This window comes from Bartonella sp. AC158YNML, from assembly GCF_042196725.1.
Lineage (GTDB): Bacteria > Pseudomonadota > Alphaproteobacteria > Rhizobiales > Rhizobiaceae > Bartonella.
In genome coordinates, this window is the sequence record NZ_JBHIQU010000002.1 from 1 (window position 1) to 20,966 (window position 20,966).

At 37.6% G+C, this 20,966-nt stretch carries 17 protein-coding genes; 7 read left to right on the top strand and 10 right to left on the bottom strand.

Translation table 11 applies throughout. The features are described 5' to 3' along the window. Positions 1-4,506: pertactin-like passenger domain-containing protein (locus ACFIM1_RS01205; RefSeq protein ID WP_375609157.1), on the bottom strand; the 4,506-nt coding region annotated here is incomplete at its 3' end. Between the two features lie 559 nt (positions 4,507-5,065). Between ACFIM1_RS01205 and ACFIM1_RS01210 the strand changes: the two genes are divergently transcribed. Continuing rightward, positions 5,066-6,355: an MFS transporter gene (locus tag ACFIM1_RS01210; RefSeq protein ID WP_375606276.1), complete on the top strand. Its 1,290-nt coding sequence runs from the start codon at positions 5,066-5,068 to the stop codon at positions 6,353-6,355. Here ACFIM1_RS01210 and ACFIM1_RS01215 read toward each other — a convergent pair. From ACFIM1_RS01215 to ACFIM1_RS01225, 3 genes are read right to left on the bottom strand one after another with little or no spacing between them, the layout of a single operon-like run. Next, a complete protein-coding gene (locus ACFIM1_RS01215; protein ID WP_375607830.1) occupies positions 6,352-6,615 on the bottom strand; it encodes a hypothetical protein in 264 nt (87 codons plus the stop codon). The genes ACFIM1_RS01210 and ACFIM1_RS01215 overlap by 4 nt on opposite strands. Beyond that, complete coding sequence (locus ACFIM1_RS01220) at positions 6,605-6,772, bottom strand: hypothetical protein (protein WP_375617355.1); 168 nt, start codon at positions 6,770-6,772, stop codon at positions 6,605-6,607. The genes ACFIM1_RS01215 and ACFIM1_RS01220 overlap by 11 nt, the downstream gene beginning before the upstream one ends. An 8-nt stretch (positions 6,773-6,780) precedes the next feature. Further along, a complete protein-coding gene (locus ACFIM1_RS01225; protein ID WP_375607695.1) occupies positions 6,781-7,227 on the bottom strand; it encodes a DNA polymerase III subunit chi in 447 nt (148 codons plus the stop codon). A gap of 389 nt (positions 7,228-7,616) precedes the next feature. On the opposite strand from ACFIM1_RS01225, the gene lptF reads away from it, so the two are divergent. The 6 genes from lptF (at position 7,617) to rsmA (ending at position 15,159) form a co-directional block, all read left to right on the top strand. Then, positions 7,617-8,807 (top strand): LPS export ABC transporter permease LptF, encoded by a 1,191-nt coding sequence (lptF, locus tag ACFIM1_RS01230; protein ID WP_375607696.1) that lies wholly within the window; start codon positions 7,617-7,619, stop codon positions 8,805-8,807. Further along, a complete protein-coding gene (gene lptG / locus ACFIM1_RS01235; protein WP_375607697.1) occupies positions 8,804-9,895 on the top strand; it encodes an LPS export ABC transporter permease LptG in 1,092 nt (363 codons plus the stop codon). Before lptF ends, lptG begins: the two co-directional genes overlap by 4 nt. Further along, positions 9,896-12,265 carry an LPS-assembly protein LptD gene (locus ACFIM1_RS01240; protein ID WP_375609156.1) on the top strand — a complete coding sequence of 790 codons (2,370 nt, stop codon included), beginning with the start codon at positions 9,896-9,898 and terminating at the stop codon, positions 12,263-12,265. Between the two features lie 103 nt (positions 12,266-12,368). After that, a complete protein-coding gene (locus ACFIM1_RS01245) occupies positions 12,369-13,325 on the top strand; it encodes a SurA N-terminal domain-containing protein (RefSeq protein ID WP_375609155.1) in 957 nt (318 codons plus the stop codon). Continuing rightward, positions 13,325-14,338: a 4-hydroxythreonine-4-phosphate dehydrogenase PdxA gene (pdxA, locus tag ACFIM1_RS01250; protein WP_375609154.1), complete on the top strand. Its 1,014-nt coding sequence runs from the start codon at positions 13,325-13,327 to the stop codon at positions 14,336-14,338. The genes ACFIM1_RS01245 and pdxA overlap by 1 nt, the downstream gene beginning before the upstream one ends. Then, entirely contained in the window at positions 14,329-15,159 is an 831-nt protein-coding gene (gene rsmA, locus ACFIM1_RS01255; RefSeq protein ID WP_375609153.1) for a 16S rRNA (adenine(1518)-N(6)/adenine(1519)-N(6))-dimethyltransferase RsmA, read from the top strand. Before pdxA ends, rsmA begins: the two co-directional genes overlap by 10 nt. A gap of 29 nt (positions 15,160-15,188) precedes the next feature. On the opposite strand, the gene gmk is transcribed toward rsmA, so the two are convergent. The 6 genes from gmk to fabD all read right to left on the bottom strand — a co-directional run bounded on the left by gmk (position 15,189) and on the right by fabD (position 20,925). After that, positions 15,189-15,866 carry a guanylate kinase gene (gene gmk / locus ACFIM1_RS01260; RefSeq protein WP_375607701.1) on the bottom strand — a complete coding sequence of 226 codons (678 nt, stop codon included), beginning with the start codon at positions 15,864-15,866 and terminating at the stop codon, positions 15,189-15,191. A gap of 291 nt (positions 15,867-16,157) precedes the next feature. Beyond that, positions 16,158-17,267 (bottom strand): endolytic transglycosylase MltG, encoded by a 1,110-nt coding sequence (gene mltG, locus ACFIM1_RS01265; protein ID WP_375607702.1) that lies wholly within the window; start codon positions 17,265-17,267, stop codon positions 16,158-16,160. Between the two features lie 96 nt (positions 17,268-17,363). Further along, a complete protein-coding gene (fabF, locus tag ACFIM1_RS01270) occupies positions 17,364-18,626 on the bottom strand; it encodes a beta-ketoacyl-ACP synthase II (protein ID WP_375607831.1) in 1,263 nt (420 codons plus the stop codon). 101 nt (positions 18,627-18,727) lie between these two features. Continuing rightward, positions 18,728-18,964, bottom strand: coding sequence for an acyl carrier protein (locus tag ACFIM1_RS01275; RefSeq protein ID WP_183193698.1), 237 nt, complete (start codon positions 18,962-18,964; stop codon positions 18,728-18,730). A gap of 262 nt (positions 18,965-19,226) precedes the next feature. Further along, positions 19,227-19,964, bottom strand: coding sequence for a 3-oxoacyl-[acyl-carrier-protein] reductase (gene fabG, locus ACFIM1_RS01280; RefSeq protein WP_375609152.1), 738 nt, complete (start codon positions 19,962-19,964; stop codon positions 19,227-19,229). A 16-nt stretch (positions 19,965-19,980) separates the two neighbouring features. Beyond that, on the bottom strand, positions 19,981-20,925 hold the full coding sequence (gene fabD, locus ACFIM1_RS01285) for an ACP S-malonyltransferase (RefSeq protein ID WP_375609151.1): 945 nt from the start codon (positions 20,923-20,925) through the stop codon (positions 19,981-19,983). Positions 20,926-20,966: the final 41 nt, after the last annotated feature.

Consider the following 20,966-nt stretch of genomic DNA (forward strand, 5'->3'; position numbering starts at 1 on the left):
CAAAGTCATCTGATCAGCTAAAGATGGTGAAGATGTTAAAACAGCAGCTTGTTGCTTTTCATCAGAAAGAGGATGAGAACTTGATGGAGGGGCACCTTCAATCATTTGACCTCCCAGAGATGAAACAATTGGAGAAACAGAAGCTGAAGATTTTTGACTCAAGTTTCTGTGGTTTTCTCTTGGACGTGGCAATTTAATAGCATGCTCTTGTGGTGCTATAATCGTTGAAAGAGAAGAAACCTGTTGTTTTTGACTTAAATGCTGCGGAATTCTGCTTCTGCGTGGCGCATTATCCATGTAAACTGCAGTCAAATACCAAATTTTTCCCTCTTCATTCTCAATATTTTTGTGTTTTAAGCCATAAGTATAAGTTCCCCCATCAACCATTATAGTTTTTGCGCCAGAAAAACTTTGTAGAGTAAAAGATGCGCCGCCACTTTGATCAAAAATTAAATCAAGTCTTGCTGAAGAAGGATCAACAATTTCAATACCAGAATCTACGACACTTATTGTGTGAAAACCACTCCCATTCTCAATAAAGAGGTAATCACCTTTTTCTTCTGCAAGACTAACATTAAAGTCAAAATGTAGACTCCCTGCTAGATTATCAATATAAAGCTGAGAGTAATATAAATTATCTTCAAAAGAGGTAAAAATAACTTTTCCTACACCGTTTAACTGCTGAATGCGTGTACTTTTGTCGTCAAACCCACAAGCAACAGAATATAATTGAGCGTCTTCTCCATTTAATTCAATGTTTTCTACTATAGTTTGTTGACCATCATCTCCAGCATAAAGATGGAGTCCCCCAAAATCCTGAACTCTTATTTCTCCTCTTAATATTGCACCAGGAGAAACCCATGAATTGGCATTACCTTCAATCGTTAGATCCTTTACAATTCCACCTGCATAGACTTCTTGAACACCACCAGTGCGTAAAATGGCTGTATGTGCTTCACCTCCTGCGAAAACACGCTGCATACCCTCTGAAAAGACTTCAGTATTTATGGCCAAACCGCCATCTTTTTCTGCAAAGTTATCATCATCAGGAAACCATTTAGCAAGAGTTTGTATTCCTCCACTCATCACTTTTGTTCCCACAGCCATACCATCATCGTATACGTTCTGCTGTCCCAGTGTGTCACCTTGACCATAAATTGTCGTATCATAAGCACTGCTCCCAACAATCCCACCGTTCACGTACCCATCTCCGAAAACAAGCTGCTCCCCACCATAAATTTCAGCTCTCAATGCAGATCCTCCTCCCTCCACTTTTTGTTTTCCACCCTCGTAAATAATCGTAGATTCTGAAATCCCTTGTTCCCCTATAATCTCAGCACCACCATTTTCAATTGTCGTATTCTTACTGAAACCACCAGCTTGAACATAAAGTCTTCCTGATCCCTGAATTGTATTATTAATAGACTTCTTAAGAACACCTTGCTCTCCATCATCAGAGACATAAACTACGTTATTATCACCGAGCAAAGAGCTTTGTAGAATTCCTCCTCCTTCGCCAATACTGTAATCAATTACATCAGAGATACTAAAATCTTTTGACGATGTCATATTTTCTTCTTTTTCAGGAAGCTTATCTATAGGTAACTCCGCGTGAGGTGAAGGGATTACAGGAGCAGAAATTATTTGTGGCGTAGCCAAATACCAAGTTTTTCCCCCATTATCATCTTTTGTTTTTAAGCCATACATGTAGGCTCCACCATCAATCGTACTCGTCTCTTCACCAGAAAAATCTGTCAGAGTAAAATGCGCATTTCCGCTTTGATCATGAATTAAATCAAGCTCCAAAATTAAGTTCTGATTTTGTAGAAGAGAATTGGTCATTTCAACACCAGAATCGATAACGCTTATGGTGTGATGACCTTCTCCTTTTTTTATCAGAAGATAATCACCGCGCTGTTCTGCAAAATTAGTATGCAACTTAAAATGTAAACTCCCTGAAAGATCTTTGATCTCAAGTTTAGAGTAATGTGGATTAAACACGGTAGAAGTAAAAATAACACTGCCATCACCACTCAGGTTCTCAATCAAAGAGCTTTCACCATCCATCTTGGAAGAAATCGCGTACAATTTTGTATCTCTGCCATTTAACACAATTTTTTCTACTTCAGTACGAGATTGCTCTGCACCAGCATAAAGATAAATTCGTCCAGAATCATTAACCGTTGTCTTTCCTTCCAATGTTGCGCCACCATGTAACCACGATTGTGCTTGATCCTTAATGGTTAAATCTTTTACATAACCTCCTAAATCTATTACCTGAAAAGCAGTCCCTTCTAAAAGAACACCAATCGCGATTCCCCCTGCTAAAATGTGTTGCTCTCCACCAGAAAAGACCCTCGTATCAAATGCAAAACTACTATAATGGTCTAGATCTTCTTCCACATAAAGATTTTGTACCCCTCCTTCCATGATCTTTGTACTAAAAACCTCTCCACCATCATACACATTCTGGTATCCTCGCACTCCATTCTCACCAGAAACGATAGTGTCATGGGCGCTACTCCTTACCATCTCCCCTTTGATATCAGACTTTCCTGAAACAAACTGCTCACCACCGTAAATTTTAGCCCCTTCAACTTTCCCCCCATCTTCAACCTTTTGTTGCCCCCCTTTATAAACAATAGTATCCTGTGAAAGACCTTGTGTTTTAATAAGCTCAGTGCCGCCTATTTGAATTGTCGTATACAAGCTAAAACCACCGTGATAAACGGAGATCTTTCCACCGTCTTTAACTGTATTACTAATCGAAGTTTCTCCATTGCTATCAACTTCCTTGCTGCTCGTGTCAAAGCTAGGATCCGCAATAGAAACAGTTGTTCCTTGATCAATTGTGAGTTCTGTGAGTAAATCACTTGATGAACCAGTATATGGTTTCAATACACTATCAAAAACTTGAGAAGTTGTCTCATCAATGGTGTGGTTTGCATCTAAGTACCAAATTTTACCAGTACCCTTATTGTTTCTATGTTTCAAACTATACCGATAGGTTCCGGCATCAACAGTTCCGATTTTTTCACCAAAAGTGTTTGTCAGAGTAAAATGAGCATTTCCACTACGATCAGTAATTAATTTAAGCTTTTTATAAGAAGAATTTGTAATTTCACGCCCAGAATCAGCCACACTTATTGTGTGATAACCTGAACCACTTTCTTTAATGACAAGATAATCACTAAGATGCTTGGCAAAGTTGACATTAAAATCAAAATGTAAAGAACCTGAAAGATCATCAATATTAAGCTTAGAGTAATGCTTATTAGTCCCTAAAGACGTAAAAATAACTCTCCCATTTCCTTTTAAATTCTGGATATTAACGTGAGGTTTTTTGTCATTATCTTCAGGAGCAATAATGTATAGTTTGCTATCTTCTCCATTTAAATTAAGATTTTCTACTTCCGTAACAGCTTCACCATTCCCAGAATAAAGATAAAGACTACCAAAATCATGAACATTTGTATTTTCACCTAATATCGCACCAGCCAAACCCCATGATTGTGCTTGATGATTAATGGTTAGATTATCCGCATATCCGGAATCATATATATTCTGAATAGCTCTACCGTATAAAGTAACTTCACTCGCATTCCCTCCTGCAAAGATATTCTGCATACCATTTTTAAAAAGTTCGGTACTCAGTGCAAAAGCCCCTTCATTAATTGTAAAATCTTCATTTTCTATATCGGCTGTATCAGCATCTTCTGAGAAGCTATTATGAAAATTCTCTTTACCATCAAGATTCTGGACACCACCTTTCATAATCTTTGTGTCAACAGCCATCCCCCCACTATAGACACTTTGTATTCCTAACATTCCATCTGCCGCATAAATTTCAGTGCTATAAGCACTACTTTCCTTATCTTTACGCGACAAACCATCCCCAAGGATCCCCTTACCAAAAATAATCTGCTCACCACCATAGATTTTAGCTCCCTCAGCATTTGCACCACTCTCAACAATTTGTTTACCCCCTTTTTTTACAGTGGCATATTCCGAACTGCTCAGATTTTGGACGAATTCAATACCACCACTCTCAATTGTCGTATCCCTGCTAACACTTGCTGCATCAATGTAGAGTTTTCCACCTTCTTGAACCGTATTATTGATGGAATAGCCTGCTTCTTCATAGTTAAAGCTATTTATTTCAAAACCTTCAGAGTCACGTTTAGTAATATAGACAATAGAATCATCGCTTATTATTGAATTTGTGAGAACTTCAAAGAATAGGTTTTCTAATCCCTTCCTTTCCTCTTCTGAAGACTTACTTCCTTCTACTGTCTGTTTATTCTCTATCCTTTTTGATCCCCACTTTTTTTCTTTTAATCCCCTCACTTTTGATAACGATGTTCTTGTCTCTTCTAGATGTTCACTGATATCTACTGGTGTTAATAACTTTTCTTTTGGTGTCGCTACTCCATCTGCACTCGCAATCTTGACAAAAAAACCACTGGTCATTAATGCACAAAAACTTAATTTCAATTTGCGTTGCATTATTCACACTCCATCATTCCAAATTAAATCCCCCATTTAGAAAAAAATGCACAGACCAAAACAACACAATGTTGCTCACCCTCATGTCTTTTAAGATAACGAAGCATTCGATAAATTAAGCTTTGACAGATCAAATATACACCATGTGTTTTAAAATATATGCACAACCAAAAGATTTAATTCGTTTTTATATACACCTAAAAAGTGTTATAATTACATCCATGAAAATATTTTTGAGACAATAAACACTGATCTACAAATAAGGCTGATCCCTCAAGAGATAAAAACAGCATTGAACTTTAAAGGAAACAGCAATGTGAATGAGAACAGCGTTTATGGCTACGTATTTCCATCTTCTACAGCATTTAAAGCAGTGCCTTTATTCTATTCAATTTGTATAATCTATAGAACACTTAATTCATGCTCATCAGTCTATACTCATTGTCCTAATATAGAGGAAACGTCATAATATTGACTCGACACTGATTTGAAATTTTTATAACTATAGTTAGTTAATTCGTCATTTGATTTGTCATACACTGAAAGGGACATTCTATTCATGTCTACAAACTTAGAAATGCAAGATAAAAACAACAGAAATTCCCCTCGTCGCATTTTGTTTGCAAGCCTTATTGGCCCAACAGTTGAATTCTTTGATTTCTATGTCTTTGGCACTGCCGCAGCTCTCATATTTCCTCATGTGTTTTTTCCAACACAAAATGATCAGGTTGCCATTTTACAATCTTTCCTGATCTTTGGAGCAGCCTTTTTTGCTCGCCCCTTTGGATCAGTTGTTTTTGGACATTTTGGAGATAAAATTGGAAGAAAAGCAACACTTATCGCTTCTCTTCTCACCATGGGACTTTCAACAGTCATTATTGGTTTTCTTCCTACTTATGAAATGGCTGGGTGGTTTGCCCCTTTCCTGTTAACCTTATGCCGTATTGGACAGGGAATGGGATTAGGAGGAGAATGGGGAGGCGCTGTTTTGCTCGCAACAGAAAATGCCCCTCCAGAAAAGCGCGGCTGGTATGCGATGTTCCCCCAATTGGGCGTTTCAATCGGTTTGTTTTTATCTATTGCTGTTTATTTGGGTCTGCTGCATTTTCTTGATCGCGCTGAACTTTTAGCTTGGGGATGGCGCATTCCTTTTATTGCTTCAGTTGTTTTTATGATTATAGGATTATGGGTTCGTCTTTCAATCAATGAAACTGTGCAATTCAAAAAAACTCTTGAAAGTAAAGAACATGTCAAAGTGCCTATCATAGATGTCTTTTTAAAATGTCCACGAATCCTATTTCTTGGAATATTTTCTGGTATGGCAACTTTTGTTTTATTTTACTTGGTCACGACATATTTGTTAAGCTATTCAACAAACCATTTGCAATTGCCATTTCATCAAGCTCTTCAAGTCGAAATTGTCGGTGCTGTTTTCTGTGGAATTTTTACTGTCATCACTGGGAAACTCGCTGATCGTATTAGACGTAGAACTTTGATGATTTGGATTACAATCATCACCGGTATGTATTCTTTCGCAATTCCTTATTTCTTAAATTCTGGAGTTATGGGAGTCCTTGCAATGTCTGTCATTGGCTTGTCTCTCATGGGAATGATATACAGTCCTCTTGGTGCTGTTTTGGCTTCACCGTACCCAACAGCAATTCGTTATACTGGTTCTTCTATCACTTTCAATTTATCTGCTATCGTAGGAGCATCTCTTGCACCTTATATTGCAGAATATCTGGTACAACATTTCGATACGTCTTATCTCGGCTACTATTTGCTTTTTGCTTCTTTTATTTCACTGATTTGCTTCGTCGGATTTACAGAGGATGAAATATCCAACTAAAATATAATAACGAAGAATAAAATAAGGACTGGCAGCGAAAATGCTGCCAGTTTCATTTTTAAAGACATGGGTTGAGGTATCTTCCACCACAATATTCCCGCAAACAATGCACTCAAAAAGAAAAATAAAAAATCTGCAATATTGCTTATATAAGCAACAGTAAATATTTCTGATAAGATATGCGTTGTCCCCAACCACGAAACGCAAAAAAAAGCTAACATCACACCCCATAAAACAAGCAAAATCCGATCAATCATCATCATGGCATTTCATTTTTTTAATTATAGTCCATATATTTAGCATGCCTAAAAGAAAAACCACAATAAAAACCCAACGCCCTCCCCCTGATCCTTGCGCAATAAAAAGTGCTGGATTTACTATTCCTACCACTCCTATAAAAATCAGAACAACAGACACGAAACGCATTAAATTTGTTTTTCCCAACGATGATCTTCAGTCTGTTGCCAATACGTTAAATTATGATTTTCCATTTTATATTTTTTCCACTGTGCACGAACGAGATTCAACTGCTCCTCACTTTCACCATCAAATATCACGACAAGCCGTTGATAAGCATCAATATCCGAACAAACAGCGCCCTCTATGAGAAAACGAATCTTTGAATCATTCGGATTTTCTTGTCCTGTCGTAAGAAATACAGGCTGAAAGTTTGAATATTGATCACACTCAGTTCCATGTCCAATAAAGGATTCATCTGCATAAACCCATAAATGTGTATCCATAAAATCGCGTTGTTCTTTACTCACACATTGTATTGTTACTTTTCCAAAACGAGCCAATGCACGCTCCACAAGCGTCGGCAAAATATCTTTCAGCGTTGACTGCGTCAAATGATAGAATAAAATGTCCAACCTCTTAAGCCCTCATCATTCTTTATAAAAAAGCTAACGTCTTTAAAAAACTTCTATGTCCCTAATACAAAGGAAACGGTTCAAGATATAAACCTGTTTTTCGATTAAGATGCATTCTCTTTTTGCACATGTTTTTAAAAGACAAAAAATTGTTATTTACACATTAATAAGAAAGTTTTTAAGCTATCTCCTATATTCTAGGTAGACTATAGTTGGAAATAAAATATAATATATGGAAAAATAGAGAAAACTTAATAGGCAATTTTATATTATTTATTTGGTAAAAATGTGCATTTCATGGAAGTTTTTTTTAATTTTATTACATTTTAACCGAAAACAGTATAAAATATTTACTATCAAATTAAAGACTGAGGGTGTTCTCCAAGTTTATGCGTATTATTGAGTTCTACATCCTGAAACGTGTCTTTGTTTTATTTAGCTCTGTCATGATTGCAGCAGTGGGTGTTAGTTGGACAGTACAAATTCTTGCACGAATAAACTTTCTTACAACAAGTAAACAAACACTCCTCACAGTTTTACAATTTTCACTCTCATTGGTTCCTTCTGTTGTTTTTCTGGTCATTCCATTTGCATTAGTAATCGCAATTACAACCATCCTTTCAGCAATGAATCAAGACTCTGAACTTGCTGTTATCAATGCCTCTGGTTTTCCTAAAAGTACTGTTTGGAAACCTATTCTTCTTCTTGCTATTGTTGCATCATGTATCTCCTTTTCTATAGCCAATTTTGTTGTTCCTCAAGCACGTCTTCAGATGCGACAAATGCTAGCAAGTGCCCATTTTGATCTTATTAGTCTTTTCATCAGTGAAGGGAGCTTTCAAAAACTTGCCAATAACCTTTACATAGAAATTGGCGAACGGAATCCAAACGGAACCTTTGAACGTCTTTTCATTGCCGACCAGCGTGATCCTAAGACTAACCTTTTTTATTATGCAACAAAAGCATCAATTGTAAACAATCAAAATGGTCGTTTTTTAATCCTCAATAACGGTGAAATAGAAAGAGTCAATCATCAAAATAACAGCGTTTCAATCGTTCAATTTAGCTCATATACCTTTAGCCTAGGGGAGTTTATCCCCAGTGATAAAACACCTACTCTTTATCCAAAAGATCGGTCTCTTTCTTATTTACAAAATCCTGACCCAAAAGATCCTTACTATCAACGAAAACCGCTCCAATATAGAGCTGAGTTTCACCGCAGACTAACACAATGGCTCTACCCTATTGTTTTTTCACTTATTGCATTAGCAGCGGCAGGAGATGTAGGCTCCCATCGACAAGCTCGTCATTCCGCAAATCTCTCGGCCATTGCCCTTTCTTTGGTGGTATATTGGATAGGATATTTTTTCGCCGAAAAAGCAAAGAATGATCTTGCATACGTTCCGCTCCTTTATATTACACCCATAGGAACAAGTATATTTGTCTTTTTTATGCTTTTAACGAATCATAAAATTGGACTTCCCACAAAAGTTAATGAGGTACTGCAAATCGTTTTTCAAAAAGTAATGAATAAATTTGAACATCCACAATCTCAAGATTCCTCGGATAAAATATCATGATTGGGTGGACACTTGGACGATATTTTTTTATACGTTACCTTAAAATAACTTGTTATTTCTGGGGGAGCATTTTTGTTCTTGCTCTTTTAATCGATTTTACAGAAAATTCCAGTAAGCTATCCTCCCTTCCGCACTATACAGCAAAAAATGCATTTCTGCTCTCTGTTTTACGTATCCCTTTTATCATGCAACAACTTATCCCTTTTATTGCACTCTTTTCTGCAATGGCAACACTTATCTCGCTTAACAAAAAACTTGAACTTGTGATAACTCGTTCAATCGGTGTTTCTGCATGGCAATTTCTTATGCCAGCTTGTTTGGGAGCTTTGCTTTTGGGATTATTTTCAATTCTTCTCATTAATCCACTCGCAGCATGGGGATTTTCTCAATCAGAAAAAATGATGACTGAATGGCGCAATAATAATATACTAACACCTCTTCATAATACACGTATTCACTGGTTAACCCAGCGTACAAATTTAGGCAGAACAACCATTGGTGCTAAATTTATCACTGATCAAGGACTTTCTCTTCTCGATGCAACCTTTGTACAATACAATGACAACGCAACCGTAAAAAATTGGATTAACGCCCCAAAAGCAACATTAACCAATGGCGCTTGGCTATTAACAAATGGAACAATCTATAAAATAGGACATCCACCTGAAAAATTTACCGTATTGCAAATAAAAACCAATCTAAAACCTGAATTTTTAACGGAACGTTTAGTGAATCCCGCAACTATTTCATTTTACCAATTGCCACAAAAAATTATGATTGCACGTTCATTTGGCTATTCTGCTCATAATTTTGATATGTATTTACAATCTTTGATCGCATTACCAGCATTGCTAGTGGCAATGACTCTCATTGCAGCAACTGTATCTTTAAATTTTACACGTTTTGGGCAATCTAGAACGTTGATTCTTGGTGGTGTCATAGCTGGGTTTATGCTTTATGTTATTTCCGTACTCATTCAGGCTTTTGGTAATGCTGGATATATTCCACCAGTTATTGCAGCTTGGACACCTGTTGTTATTGCTTTATTCTTGGGAATCTCTTTTTTACTTCATAAAGAGGATAGCTAAGTGAAAGCATTAACAGGTAAGAAAATCATTTTAACAAAATTAAGTGCTCTCGCTTTTAAAAGTGTTATGGGGATTATTTTAGGGGGAACTCTGGTTTATTATGCGCACGCTCAAAGCCTTATGTCTCCCTCTCAAAGTCGCATTCAAAATCCGGAAAGTCCTCTTTTGCTCTCTGCGGATGAACTCATCTACAATCGTGATGAAAACACTGTTTCTGCACAAGGTAATGTCCAAATCGAATATGATGGCAATAAAGTTATCGCTCAAAAAATCATTTACAATCAAAAAACAGGACGGCTTATAGCACAAGGGAATGTTGAAATTACTCAAAAAGATGGTAATAAAATTTATTCCAATCAAATTGATATGACCAAAGATCTTGGCCAGGGTTTTGTAAACGCCTTACGTATTGATACAGCCAATAATGTTCACTTTGCAGCCCAAAATGCTACACGTAAAAACAATCAAATAACAGTTTTTGAAAATGCAACGTATACAGCCTGTGAACCTTGCTCTTACAAACCAGATAGAGACGTCCTGTGGAAAATTAAAGCAAGAAAGATCATATGGAATAATAACGTCAAAAAAATTCGGTTTGAAAATAGCAGTTTTGAAATTTTGGGCGTACCGATTATAAAATTTCCAAATTTTGAACTTTATGATCCAACGGTCAGACGTGCTAGCGGTCTGCTTACTCCTCATTTTTTTTATACCAATGATCTCGGCATGGGGATAAAGAGTTCTTATTTCTGGAATCTCGCTCCTCATTACGATTTCACACTTTCTTTTACGGTTTATACCCAACAAGGGCTTTTAACCGAAGGGGAATGGCGTCAACGTTTAAAAACGGGCCGTTATAACATTCGCTTTGCTCATATATATCAAATGAAACCGCATAGATTTGATAATGATACGATTGATGCCCAACATAAAAACCGTTATATGCTGGCGACAAAGGGGGATTTTCGTATTAATTCACACTGGACTTATGGATGGGATATTCTTGCACAATCAGATCGGCATTTTAGTCGTGCCTATAAACTTGAAAACTATAACAATCCCACACAACTTTCTCAGATCTATCTGAATGGTCTTGCAGGAAAAAACCATTTTGATATGCGTTTTTATCATTTTAAAGTTCAAGATTCGTTATTGAATGATTATCATTATGAACGTCACTCTCGGCAAGCATGGGTTCTACCACGCATCGATTATACTTTCACGCCAGATGAACCCATTTATAATGGAGAACTGACCTTCCATAGTAATATGCAATCAATTTATCGTCGTCATGCTGACTTCAATTCACCCGACCGGAACGGAAATCCTCTCAACATAGTAAGACTTTCTGGTATGGCTGGAAATAGTTTGCGTTTCACAAACGAGCTTCAGTGGAAAAAGCGCTTCAACACACACAATGGACTCATCTTAACCCCTCTTCTCTCTCTACGGGCTGATATCATTACAACCAATGTACGTGAAAATCATGATTCTTCTATAAAAAACACTGTGTTATCCGAAGTTCGTGGTTCAGCAATTCGTGGCATGGCAACAGCAGGGTTAGAACTACGCTATCCTTTCCTCATTACAGCTGATCATTCTAAACATATTATAGAACCAACCGCACAAATTTTTATACGCAATAATGAACAATATATCGGACAAACTCCTAACGAAGATGCTCAAAGCTTTGTATTTGATGCAACCACTCTCTTTCAACGGGATAAATTTTCTGGTTATGATCGTGTAGAAGGTGGCACAAGAGCCAATATAGGTCTAAGATACTCTGGAAGCTTTAATGACAATTGGTCTCTTTATGGTCTCATTGGACAATCCTTTCATCTGGCAGGAAAGAATTCTTTTGCAGAAAAAGACTTTGTCAATGTAGGCACTCATTCTAGCTTAGAGGCAAAACGTTCAGACTATGTTGCAATGTTTGGTGCGACTCATAAAAGTGGTTTTTCCTTAGAAACGCGTGGGCGCTTTGACAAGAAAACAGGAAAAATCCGCCGTGGTGAAATTGAAGCATCACAAAAATGGAAAATTTTTTGGACTTCTATAGAATATGCTTATATCGCAAGCCAACCATCTTATGAATATCCAAAAGAGCGCCAAGAAATTTCTTTTCAAGCGGGACTTAAATTAGCAGATTATTGGTCCATTAATAGCAATGCCGGTTATGATTTAGTATCTGGTATATTTATAAAGCGAGGAATTAGCCTGAATTATACAGATGAATGTTTCGGGCTAACATTTGGTTATCAACAAGTAACAGATCCAGGGAGAAAAACACCCTTGCAAAACTTCAATTTCTCTTTTTCACTGCGTACAATTGCAGATATCGGAAAAAAGATAGATTCAAATTTATAAAGAGAATGTATAAGTACTTTAACTTATCATTGTTTTTATGAAAGAAAACGTATATTTTAAATTGTTGATGAAGAATTAATAAACAATGCGGAAGCTTATTTATATGAATAAATTGAAAAAGCGTACTCTTGCTTTATTTTGTATTGCGTCTTTGAGCGCAAGCAGCCTGCTAGTAAATGAATTTTTGATTCCAACGGTCTTTGCACAGACTGCTATTGTTGTTACAGTTAATGGAAACCCCATCACAAATTATGACATACAAAGGCGCCTTGCTTTTCTGAGATTGCAACAAAAGCAAGGCAATTTGGTGGCACAAGCTAAAAAAGAGCTTATCGACGAAAAGCTGAAAGATATTGAAATAAAACGCCGCAATGTTGAAGTAAGCAATGATGAAGTTGATAAAGCTTTTGAGAATTTTGCAACACAAAATAATATGACGATTGATCAGCTCAACCAGATTCTGATCCAAAGTGATATCACTGTACAACACTTTAAAGATTACATCCGTGGACAAATAGGATGGGGACGTCTTATTAACGCACGCTATCAATCTGAAACTGGTATGATTACTGAACAAGAAGCTGTACGCAGAATATTAAAAAATGGTGGTGTAAAACCTTCAACCAACGAATATACATTACAGAGAATTGTTTTTGTCATTCCTGCACATCGTCGTTCAGAAATCTTTGAAAAACGTCAAAGAGAAGCAAGCAATTTTCGCGCACATTTCCGTGGATGTGCAAATGCTCACAATCAAGCAAAAGGTATTTTAGACGTTACTATCCGTCACTTAGGAAAGTTTCTGGAGCCCCAACTCCCCAGTGCATGGGAACAAGCTATTCTTGCAACACCTGCTGGAAAAATGACAAAATTACAAGAAACATCTGATGGAATCGAAGCAATTGCTGTCTGCAAAATAAAGAGAGTTTCTGATGATTATGTCGCTCGACTGATCTTTTCTCTTCAAGATAGTAAAAAAAGAAGCCCGCAAAAACTTGAGGAATTAAGCGAGAAATATTTAGAAGAATTGCGGCGAGTGGCGCGTATTCAAAATTCATAATGGCTATTCTTGTTGTTAGCGGTGGTGATCCTGCCGGAATTGGTCCTGAAATAGCACTAAAAGCATGGAATTTGCGTGTTAAGCGCCAAGTTCCGCCTTTTGTGCTTCTCGCTGATCAAGATGTGATTCGTTCGCGCGCTCGTTTTTTACAGATTGATGCTGAAATGGAATCTGTTTTAATCAGTAATCCCGTAAAAAACTTTCAAAACGCTCTTCCTATCATACCGTTAAAAAACAAACAAAGTAATCAATTAGGTATACCTTCATCGTATAATGCTGCTGGAATCATTGAAGCGATTAAACGCAGTGTTCAATTGATTCAAAGTGGCCATGCATGTGCACTAATCACTTGTCCTATTGCAAAAAAAAATCTTTATGATGCTGGTTTTCAATTTCCAGGTCATACAGAATTTTTAGCCGATTTGGCATATAAAGCTTTTCATAAATGTTATCATCCCGTTATGATGTTAGCAGGACCTCGATTAAAAACGGTACCAATTACTGTTCATATTCCATTCAAAGATGTTCCTTCACAGCTTACCCGTGATTTAATTATTCAAACGGTACTTACTACTGAATATGACTTAAAAACGCGGTTTAAAATAACATCACCCCGACTAGCTGTTGCTGGTCTTAATCCTCATGCTGGAGAAGGAGGAGCAATGGGAAAAGAAGATATTAAAGTTATCACTCCTGCTATTGAATATCTTAAAAAGAAAGGACTCAATATTGCAGGCCCGCTGCCTGCCGACACAATGTTCCATGAATGCGCAAGAAAGGCATATGACGTTGCCATTTGTATGTATCATGATCAAGCCCTTATTCCTGTTAAAACATTAGACTTTGATACCACCGTTAATGTTACATTAGGTTTACCTTTTATTCGTACGTCTCCAGATCACGGGACTGCTTTTGACATTGCTGATAAAGGGATAGCCTCTCCCGAAAGCTTTATTGCTGCTCTTAAACTTGCAAATCAACTTGCAAAAAATAGTTTGAACCCATGCCAATAGATAATCTTCCTCCTCTGCGTGAGGTTATTGATATATATGGATTACAAGCACATAAATCTTTGGGGCAAAATTTCCTTTTTGATCTTAATTTAACCTCTAAAATTGCTCATCAAGCAGGAAATATAGAAGGAAAACCTGTTATTGAAGTTGGGCCTGGTCCTGGAGGTCTCACACGTGCCTTGCTGGCAAAGGGTGCCATTGTAATAGCAATAGAACGCGATGAGCGTTGTATACCGGCTCTCTTAGAAATAGAAAAACACTATCCTCAAAAATTAAAACTTATTTGTAATGATGCTCTGAAGCAAGATTTCTCAAAACTCTTTGAAACAAGCCTAGAAAAACCACGCATTATTGCAAACCTTCCCTATAATATTGGAACACAACTCTTATTAAATTGGCTTTTGTCTGAACCATGGCCTCCTTTTTATGAGTCAATGACATTGATGTTCCAACGTGAAGTTGCCAAACGGATTACGGCTCAACCTCAATCTGCTCACTATGGACGCCTTAGTGTTTTAGCTGGCTGGCGTACCGTTGCTAAAATTGCTTTTGATGTTCCTCCTCAAGCCTTTATACCAACGCCCAAAGTAACCTCTTCCGTTGTTCATATTATTCCGCGCCCCCGACCTCTTGCCTGCTCTGCACAAAAACTAAGCCTCGTTACAAAAACTGCTTTTGGACACAGACGAAAAATGCTTCGTCAAAATCTCAAAACACTTGGAGGTGAAGAGCTGTTAGAAAAAGCTGGAATTGATGGAAGACGCCGTGCTGAAACACTCTCGGTTTCTGAATTTGTAACTTTAGCGCATCTAGTGCTCTAAAAAATGCACTTTTTGTTTTGCATTCTTTTTTAATAAAGGCATTTATCGATCTTTTCAGCAATAAGCCCATCAACAAAAGAGGCAAGATAAGAACAGCGCTCGCGTTTTTTGGTTTCAGCTAAATAAATCGACTTAATAAAAGATAAAGATTGATCTAAATCTTCGTTAATCACAACATAATCATAAGAATGCCAATGCTTCAATTCCGTTCGTGCATTTTCCAATCGTAAATTGATGATATCTTGACTATCTTCGGCTCGACGATGTAAACGCGAAACAAGCTCTTTCATTGATGGTGGAAGAATAAAAACAGATACAGTGTCTCCTAGCATTTTTTTTTGCAGCTGCTTAGTACCCTGATAATCAATATCAAATAGCATATCACGGCCGGTATTCAATGTTTTTTCAACAGTTTCACGTAAAGTGCCATAATAATTCCCGTGAACTTCTGCCCATTCAATCAATTCATCTCTATCACGCTTATATTCAAACTCTTCCTTTGAAATAAAGTGATAATGAAGTCCATCCACTTCACTGTGACGCCTCTTCCTTGTAGTTACACTTACCGAAAGCTCTAATTGTCCATCTTTTAGAAGTAATCGAGAAATTGTTGATTTACCAGCGCCTGAAGGTGAAGAGAGAATAAATAAAAAACCGCGGCGTTGATTTGTTTTTATGGCACTGAATTTACTTTCAAAGGCTGTCATCACACCACTCTACTTTGTTCATAAATTTTTCTTCAAAATTTAAATAATACATTACCTCAATGTTTCTCTCAACCAATGGTATTTGCTTTAGCAGCTAGATCTCAATGTTATCTTGTTCTTCCATTAAAATAATTTATTAGCAGTATATTTACTTCTTTCTTAAATATTTTTATCCATACGCTAACCTCTTTTGTAGCATACAAGAAAATGATTTTTATAATTCTTATAAAAAATTTTACTATACTTTGGATTTTCATTTTACGATGCAAACAGATACATTATCATTATAAATTAATTTCTTGCCTTAAATTCTCGCCACTTACGAACATTCATATTATGTTCCTCTAAGGTTCGAGAAAAAACATGCCCACCTGAACCATCCGCAACAAAATAAAGTGCATCACTGCTTGGTGGATGTGCCACCGCTTTCAAGGAATCTCGACCTGGATTTGCAATAGCTGTTGGAGGCAAACCATTAATCTTATAAGTATTATAAGGTGTTTCCTTCTCAAGATCTGAACGATAAATTGCACGACCGGATGGTTTTCCTTTTCCTCCAAAGAGACCATAAATTACTGTTGGATCAGATTGAAGACGCATATGCTTTGTAAGGCGATTATAAAATACTGCAGCAACCATTGGTCTTTCTGCTGCAATTCCCGTTTCTTTCTCAACAATTGAGGCTAATATAACAAATTCATCAATCGATTTAATGGGTAAATCAGGTGAACGCGTAGCCCATATAGCATGAATTAATTTTGTCTGTCCTTCACGCAATCTGTTTACAATCTCTTTACGCGTTGTCCCCCGAATAAAGCGAACAGTATCCGCCATTAAATAGCCCTCTGGAGGCAAATTTTTTGGAAGGTCTCCAATCAAAATTTCATTCGCAGCTAATCGATCGAAAACTTGCTGAACCGTTAAACCTTCAGGTACTGTAAATGTATACTCAATAGATTTTCCTTTCACAAGAATATCCATAATATCCTGCATCGAAGCATGAGCCGGAATCAAATATTCTCCAGCCTTCAAATGCGTTGTTTTTTGGTGATAACCAACCCCATAAACAAAAATATCTGATGATCGAATGAAACCACGTTTTTCTAGTAATGAAGCAATTTTACGAATTCCTGTACCAGGATGGATAAGAACAATTTGTTCTTCCTCAATTTTTCCCTTTTCTTCAAAAATACTTTTTCCAATATAAAGAGGAATACTTATGCCCAAAAGTATAACCACAATCAGCATGAGAAAAAAATGGCCGAGAACAACCAATGGATTACGTACGATAGATGATTTCTTTCGCTTTTTATGTGCTAACATGTCATGACTATCTGCTAAATGATTCGAAAAGGAATCACTTATGTCCTTTAGTGATTTTTCATTTTTCACGTCGGACATAAACCCTCAATAGCGATTAAATACAATATTATTACTTCTCATTCACCTTATAATAAAGTAAAAAACTCAGAATAAGAAATTAAATGAAAATACTTATTACCCTCTAAAACGTTGCATTACCAAAGATGCGTTTGTTCCACCAAATCCAAAAGAATTGGAAAGAACCGTGTCAATCTTTCGTTCACGCGGTTTGTATGGGACAAGATCAATTTTCGTTTCAACCGATGGATTGTCAAGATTAAGTGTCGCTGGAGCTATATTATCTCGGATGGCTAAAACACAAAAAATAGCCTCAGCAGCACCGGCAGCACCAAGTAAATGCCCGATAGATGACTTCGTTGATGACATAGAAATTTGTGATGCATAATTCCCTAAAACACGTTCAACAGCTGCTAACTCTATGGAATCTGCCATCGTTGATGTACCATGAGCATTAATATAATCAAGTTCATTCACATTCACTTGTGCACGCTTAAGAGCAGCCATCATACTACGCTGCGCACCTTCACCACTTTCTGAAGGCGCTGTAATGTGGTAAGCATCACCAGATAAACCATAGCCGATAACCTCAGCATAAATACGTGCCCCTCGTTTTTTTGCATGTTCTAGCTCTTCTAAAACAACAACCGCCGCACCTTCCCCCATCACAAAACCATCACGATCTGCATCATAAGGACGTGACGCTCGTTCAGGATCATCATTACGACAAGTAGAAAGAGCTCTACAAGCAGAAAAACCTGCAAGGGATATCCGATTTATCGGAGATTCTGCTCCCCCTGCGACCATGACATCCGCATCACCGAACATAATCAAACGTGCTGCATCACCAATCGCATGCGCTCCTGTCGAACAAGCCGTTACAACCGAATGATTAGGACCACGTAAACCATATTGAATAGACACATAACCAGAAGCAAGATTAATCAAACGGCCCGGAATAAAAAAAGGAGAAAGACGACGGGGACCTTTATCACGAATCGTATAACCAGCTTCAACAATGCCCTCAATTCCCCCTATACCCGAACCAATTAATACACCTGTACAAATCTGATCTTCATCACTCTTAGGAAACCATTCGGCATCTGTAAGCGCTTGGTTAGCAGCAGCCATTGCATAAACAATAAATGCATCAACCTTACGTTGCTCTTTAGGTTCCATATACAAATCAGCATTATAGGACCCCTCTTTTCCATCCCCTAAGGGGATACGCGCAGCAATCTGGCATGGCAAATCTGACACATCAAATTCAGTAATACGTCGAATACCACTTCTTCCTTCAATAAGCCGTTTCCAACTATATTCAACATTACCGGCTAATGGAGATACCAATCCTAAACCAGTAACAACAACACGTCTCATAACTTCTAACCTTGCACTAAACTTCACCTCTTAAAGCTCTTTTTTCAAAAGAGCTTCGAAGAATACAGGCAAAAGCAATTTACGCCTTTGCCCTTTAGTCATCATGCAGAAGCTTTATCAATGAACTTGACTGCATCACCAACGGTGAAAATCGTTTCCGCAACTTCATCTGGGATTTCTACACCAAACTCTTCTTCAAAAGCCATAACGAGTTCAACCGTATCAAGGCTATCAGCCCCTAAATCATCGATAAAGCTTGCATTTTCTACGACTTTATCTGCATTAACCCCAAGATGTTCCACAATAATTTTCTTAACGCGCTCTACTGTATCACTCATGTTGAAATCCTCGAATTTATATTTTCCTATAATTTGGTTAACTATATCGGCTCATCTAATCAAGCAATAGATGCATTACTTTAAAAGATTTTAGCAATAATTTAAAACATCCTGTGGATATCCCCTACAAAATGAACCAATCTGACATTCTGATATCAATTGATCAACGACCATTTTAAAGAAATAGATATATCTTTCCATTTCAATCGCTACTATCTAAAATAATATAGCTTATAAATCAATGTGGAATACAAGAAAATACTTAAATCATTGCCATTCCACCATTGATATGAAGTGTTTGACCTGTCATATAGGCAGCTTCATCGCTCGCTAAATAAATAGCTGCAGCGGCTATTTCTTGTCCACTCCCCATACGCTTCATTGGAATCGCAGCCATGATATGTTCTTTTTGCTTTTCGTTAAGCTTATCTGTCATTGCAGATTTAATAAATCCTGGAGCAATACAATTGACAGTGATGTTTCGTGAAGCAATTTCTTGTGCTAATGCTTTAGTAAAACCTATCAAGCCTGCTTTTGCAGCACAATAATTTGTTTGTCCAGGATTTCCCACAACACCAACAATAGATGTGATGTTAATAATCCTGCCATAACGGCGACGCATCATAGAATGTGTTAATTCACGTGTCAAAAGAGAAGCAGCTGTTAGGTTAACTTCTAAAACATTATCCCAGTCCTTATCTTGCATACGCACAAAAAGACCATCTCTGGTGATTCCCGCATTGTTAACCAAAATATCGACACCATTCATTTCTCTTTCTGCAGCTTCAGCCAACTGTTTAATTGATTGGCGTTCAGAAAGATTAGCGGGAAAGACAAAAACGTTCTGTCCTAATTCTGCCGCCACTTCTCTAAGCTTCTCTTCACGTGTTCCATGAAGTCCAACAATGGCTCCTTGTGCATGGAAGCAACGTGCTATGGCCTCACCAATTCCTCCTGATGCCCCCGTTACAAGAGCCTTACGTCCTGTTAATTTAAACATTTTTAACTCCTACAGATTAAACGCCAAGCATTCCTAGCGCTGATTCTATTTCATCAACTGTTCCAATTGTTACCCCCTTTATATCTCTGTTAATACGACGCGTTAAACCTGTTAATACTTTTCCAGAACCAACTTCAAAAAGCGTATCAATCTCATTCGCAGCAATCCATTCTATTGTTTCACGCCATCGCACCCTCCCAGTCACTTGTTCAACAAGAAGAGTAGCAATACGTTCTGGATCACTTTCTGGGGCAACAGAAACATTGGCAATCAAGGGAACAATAGGGGGCATTTTGTTAACAGTCAAAAGCGCTTTCTTCATGGCATCAGCCGCAGGCTGCATTAAAGACGAATGAAAAGGTGCAGAAACCGGAAGAAGAAGTGCACGTTTTGCACCTTTTGTTGATGCAATCTTTACCGCTGTCTCAATTGCTGTTGCTTGACCTGAAATAACAATTTGCCCACCACCATTATCATTGGCAATCTGGCATAGTCCTTCTCCAGAAACATTTTGGCAAATTTCTTCCACAACTTGCTCTTCCAAACCGATAAGTGCTGCCATAGAACCTTCACCAACCGCAACAGCAGCCTGCATGGCATTGCCACGAATACGCAAAAGCCTTGCCGTATCTGTGAGACTAAACGTACCAACAGCACAAAGCGCAGAATATTCTCCTAAAGAATGGCCAGCAACAAACTTTACTTTTTTTTCTATATGAAACCCTAATTGTTCCATCACACGAATGACAGCCATGGATACAGCCATTAATGCTGGTTGTGCATTTGCTGTTAACGTTAAAACATCTGCTGGTCCTTCAAAAATGATCTCTGATAATTTCTCACCCAACGCATCATCAACTTCCTCGAAAACCATCCGCGCCGCAACAAATTGCTCTGTAAGCGCTTTCCCCATACCAACGATTTGGCTCCCCTGCCCTGGAAAAATAAAAGCTGCACCCATTAATCAACTCCTAAATTGTGCAATTAAATTATTTTCTTTTG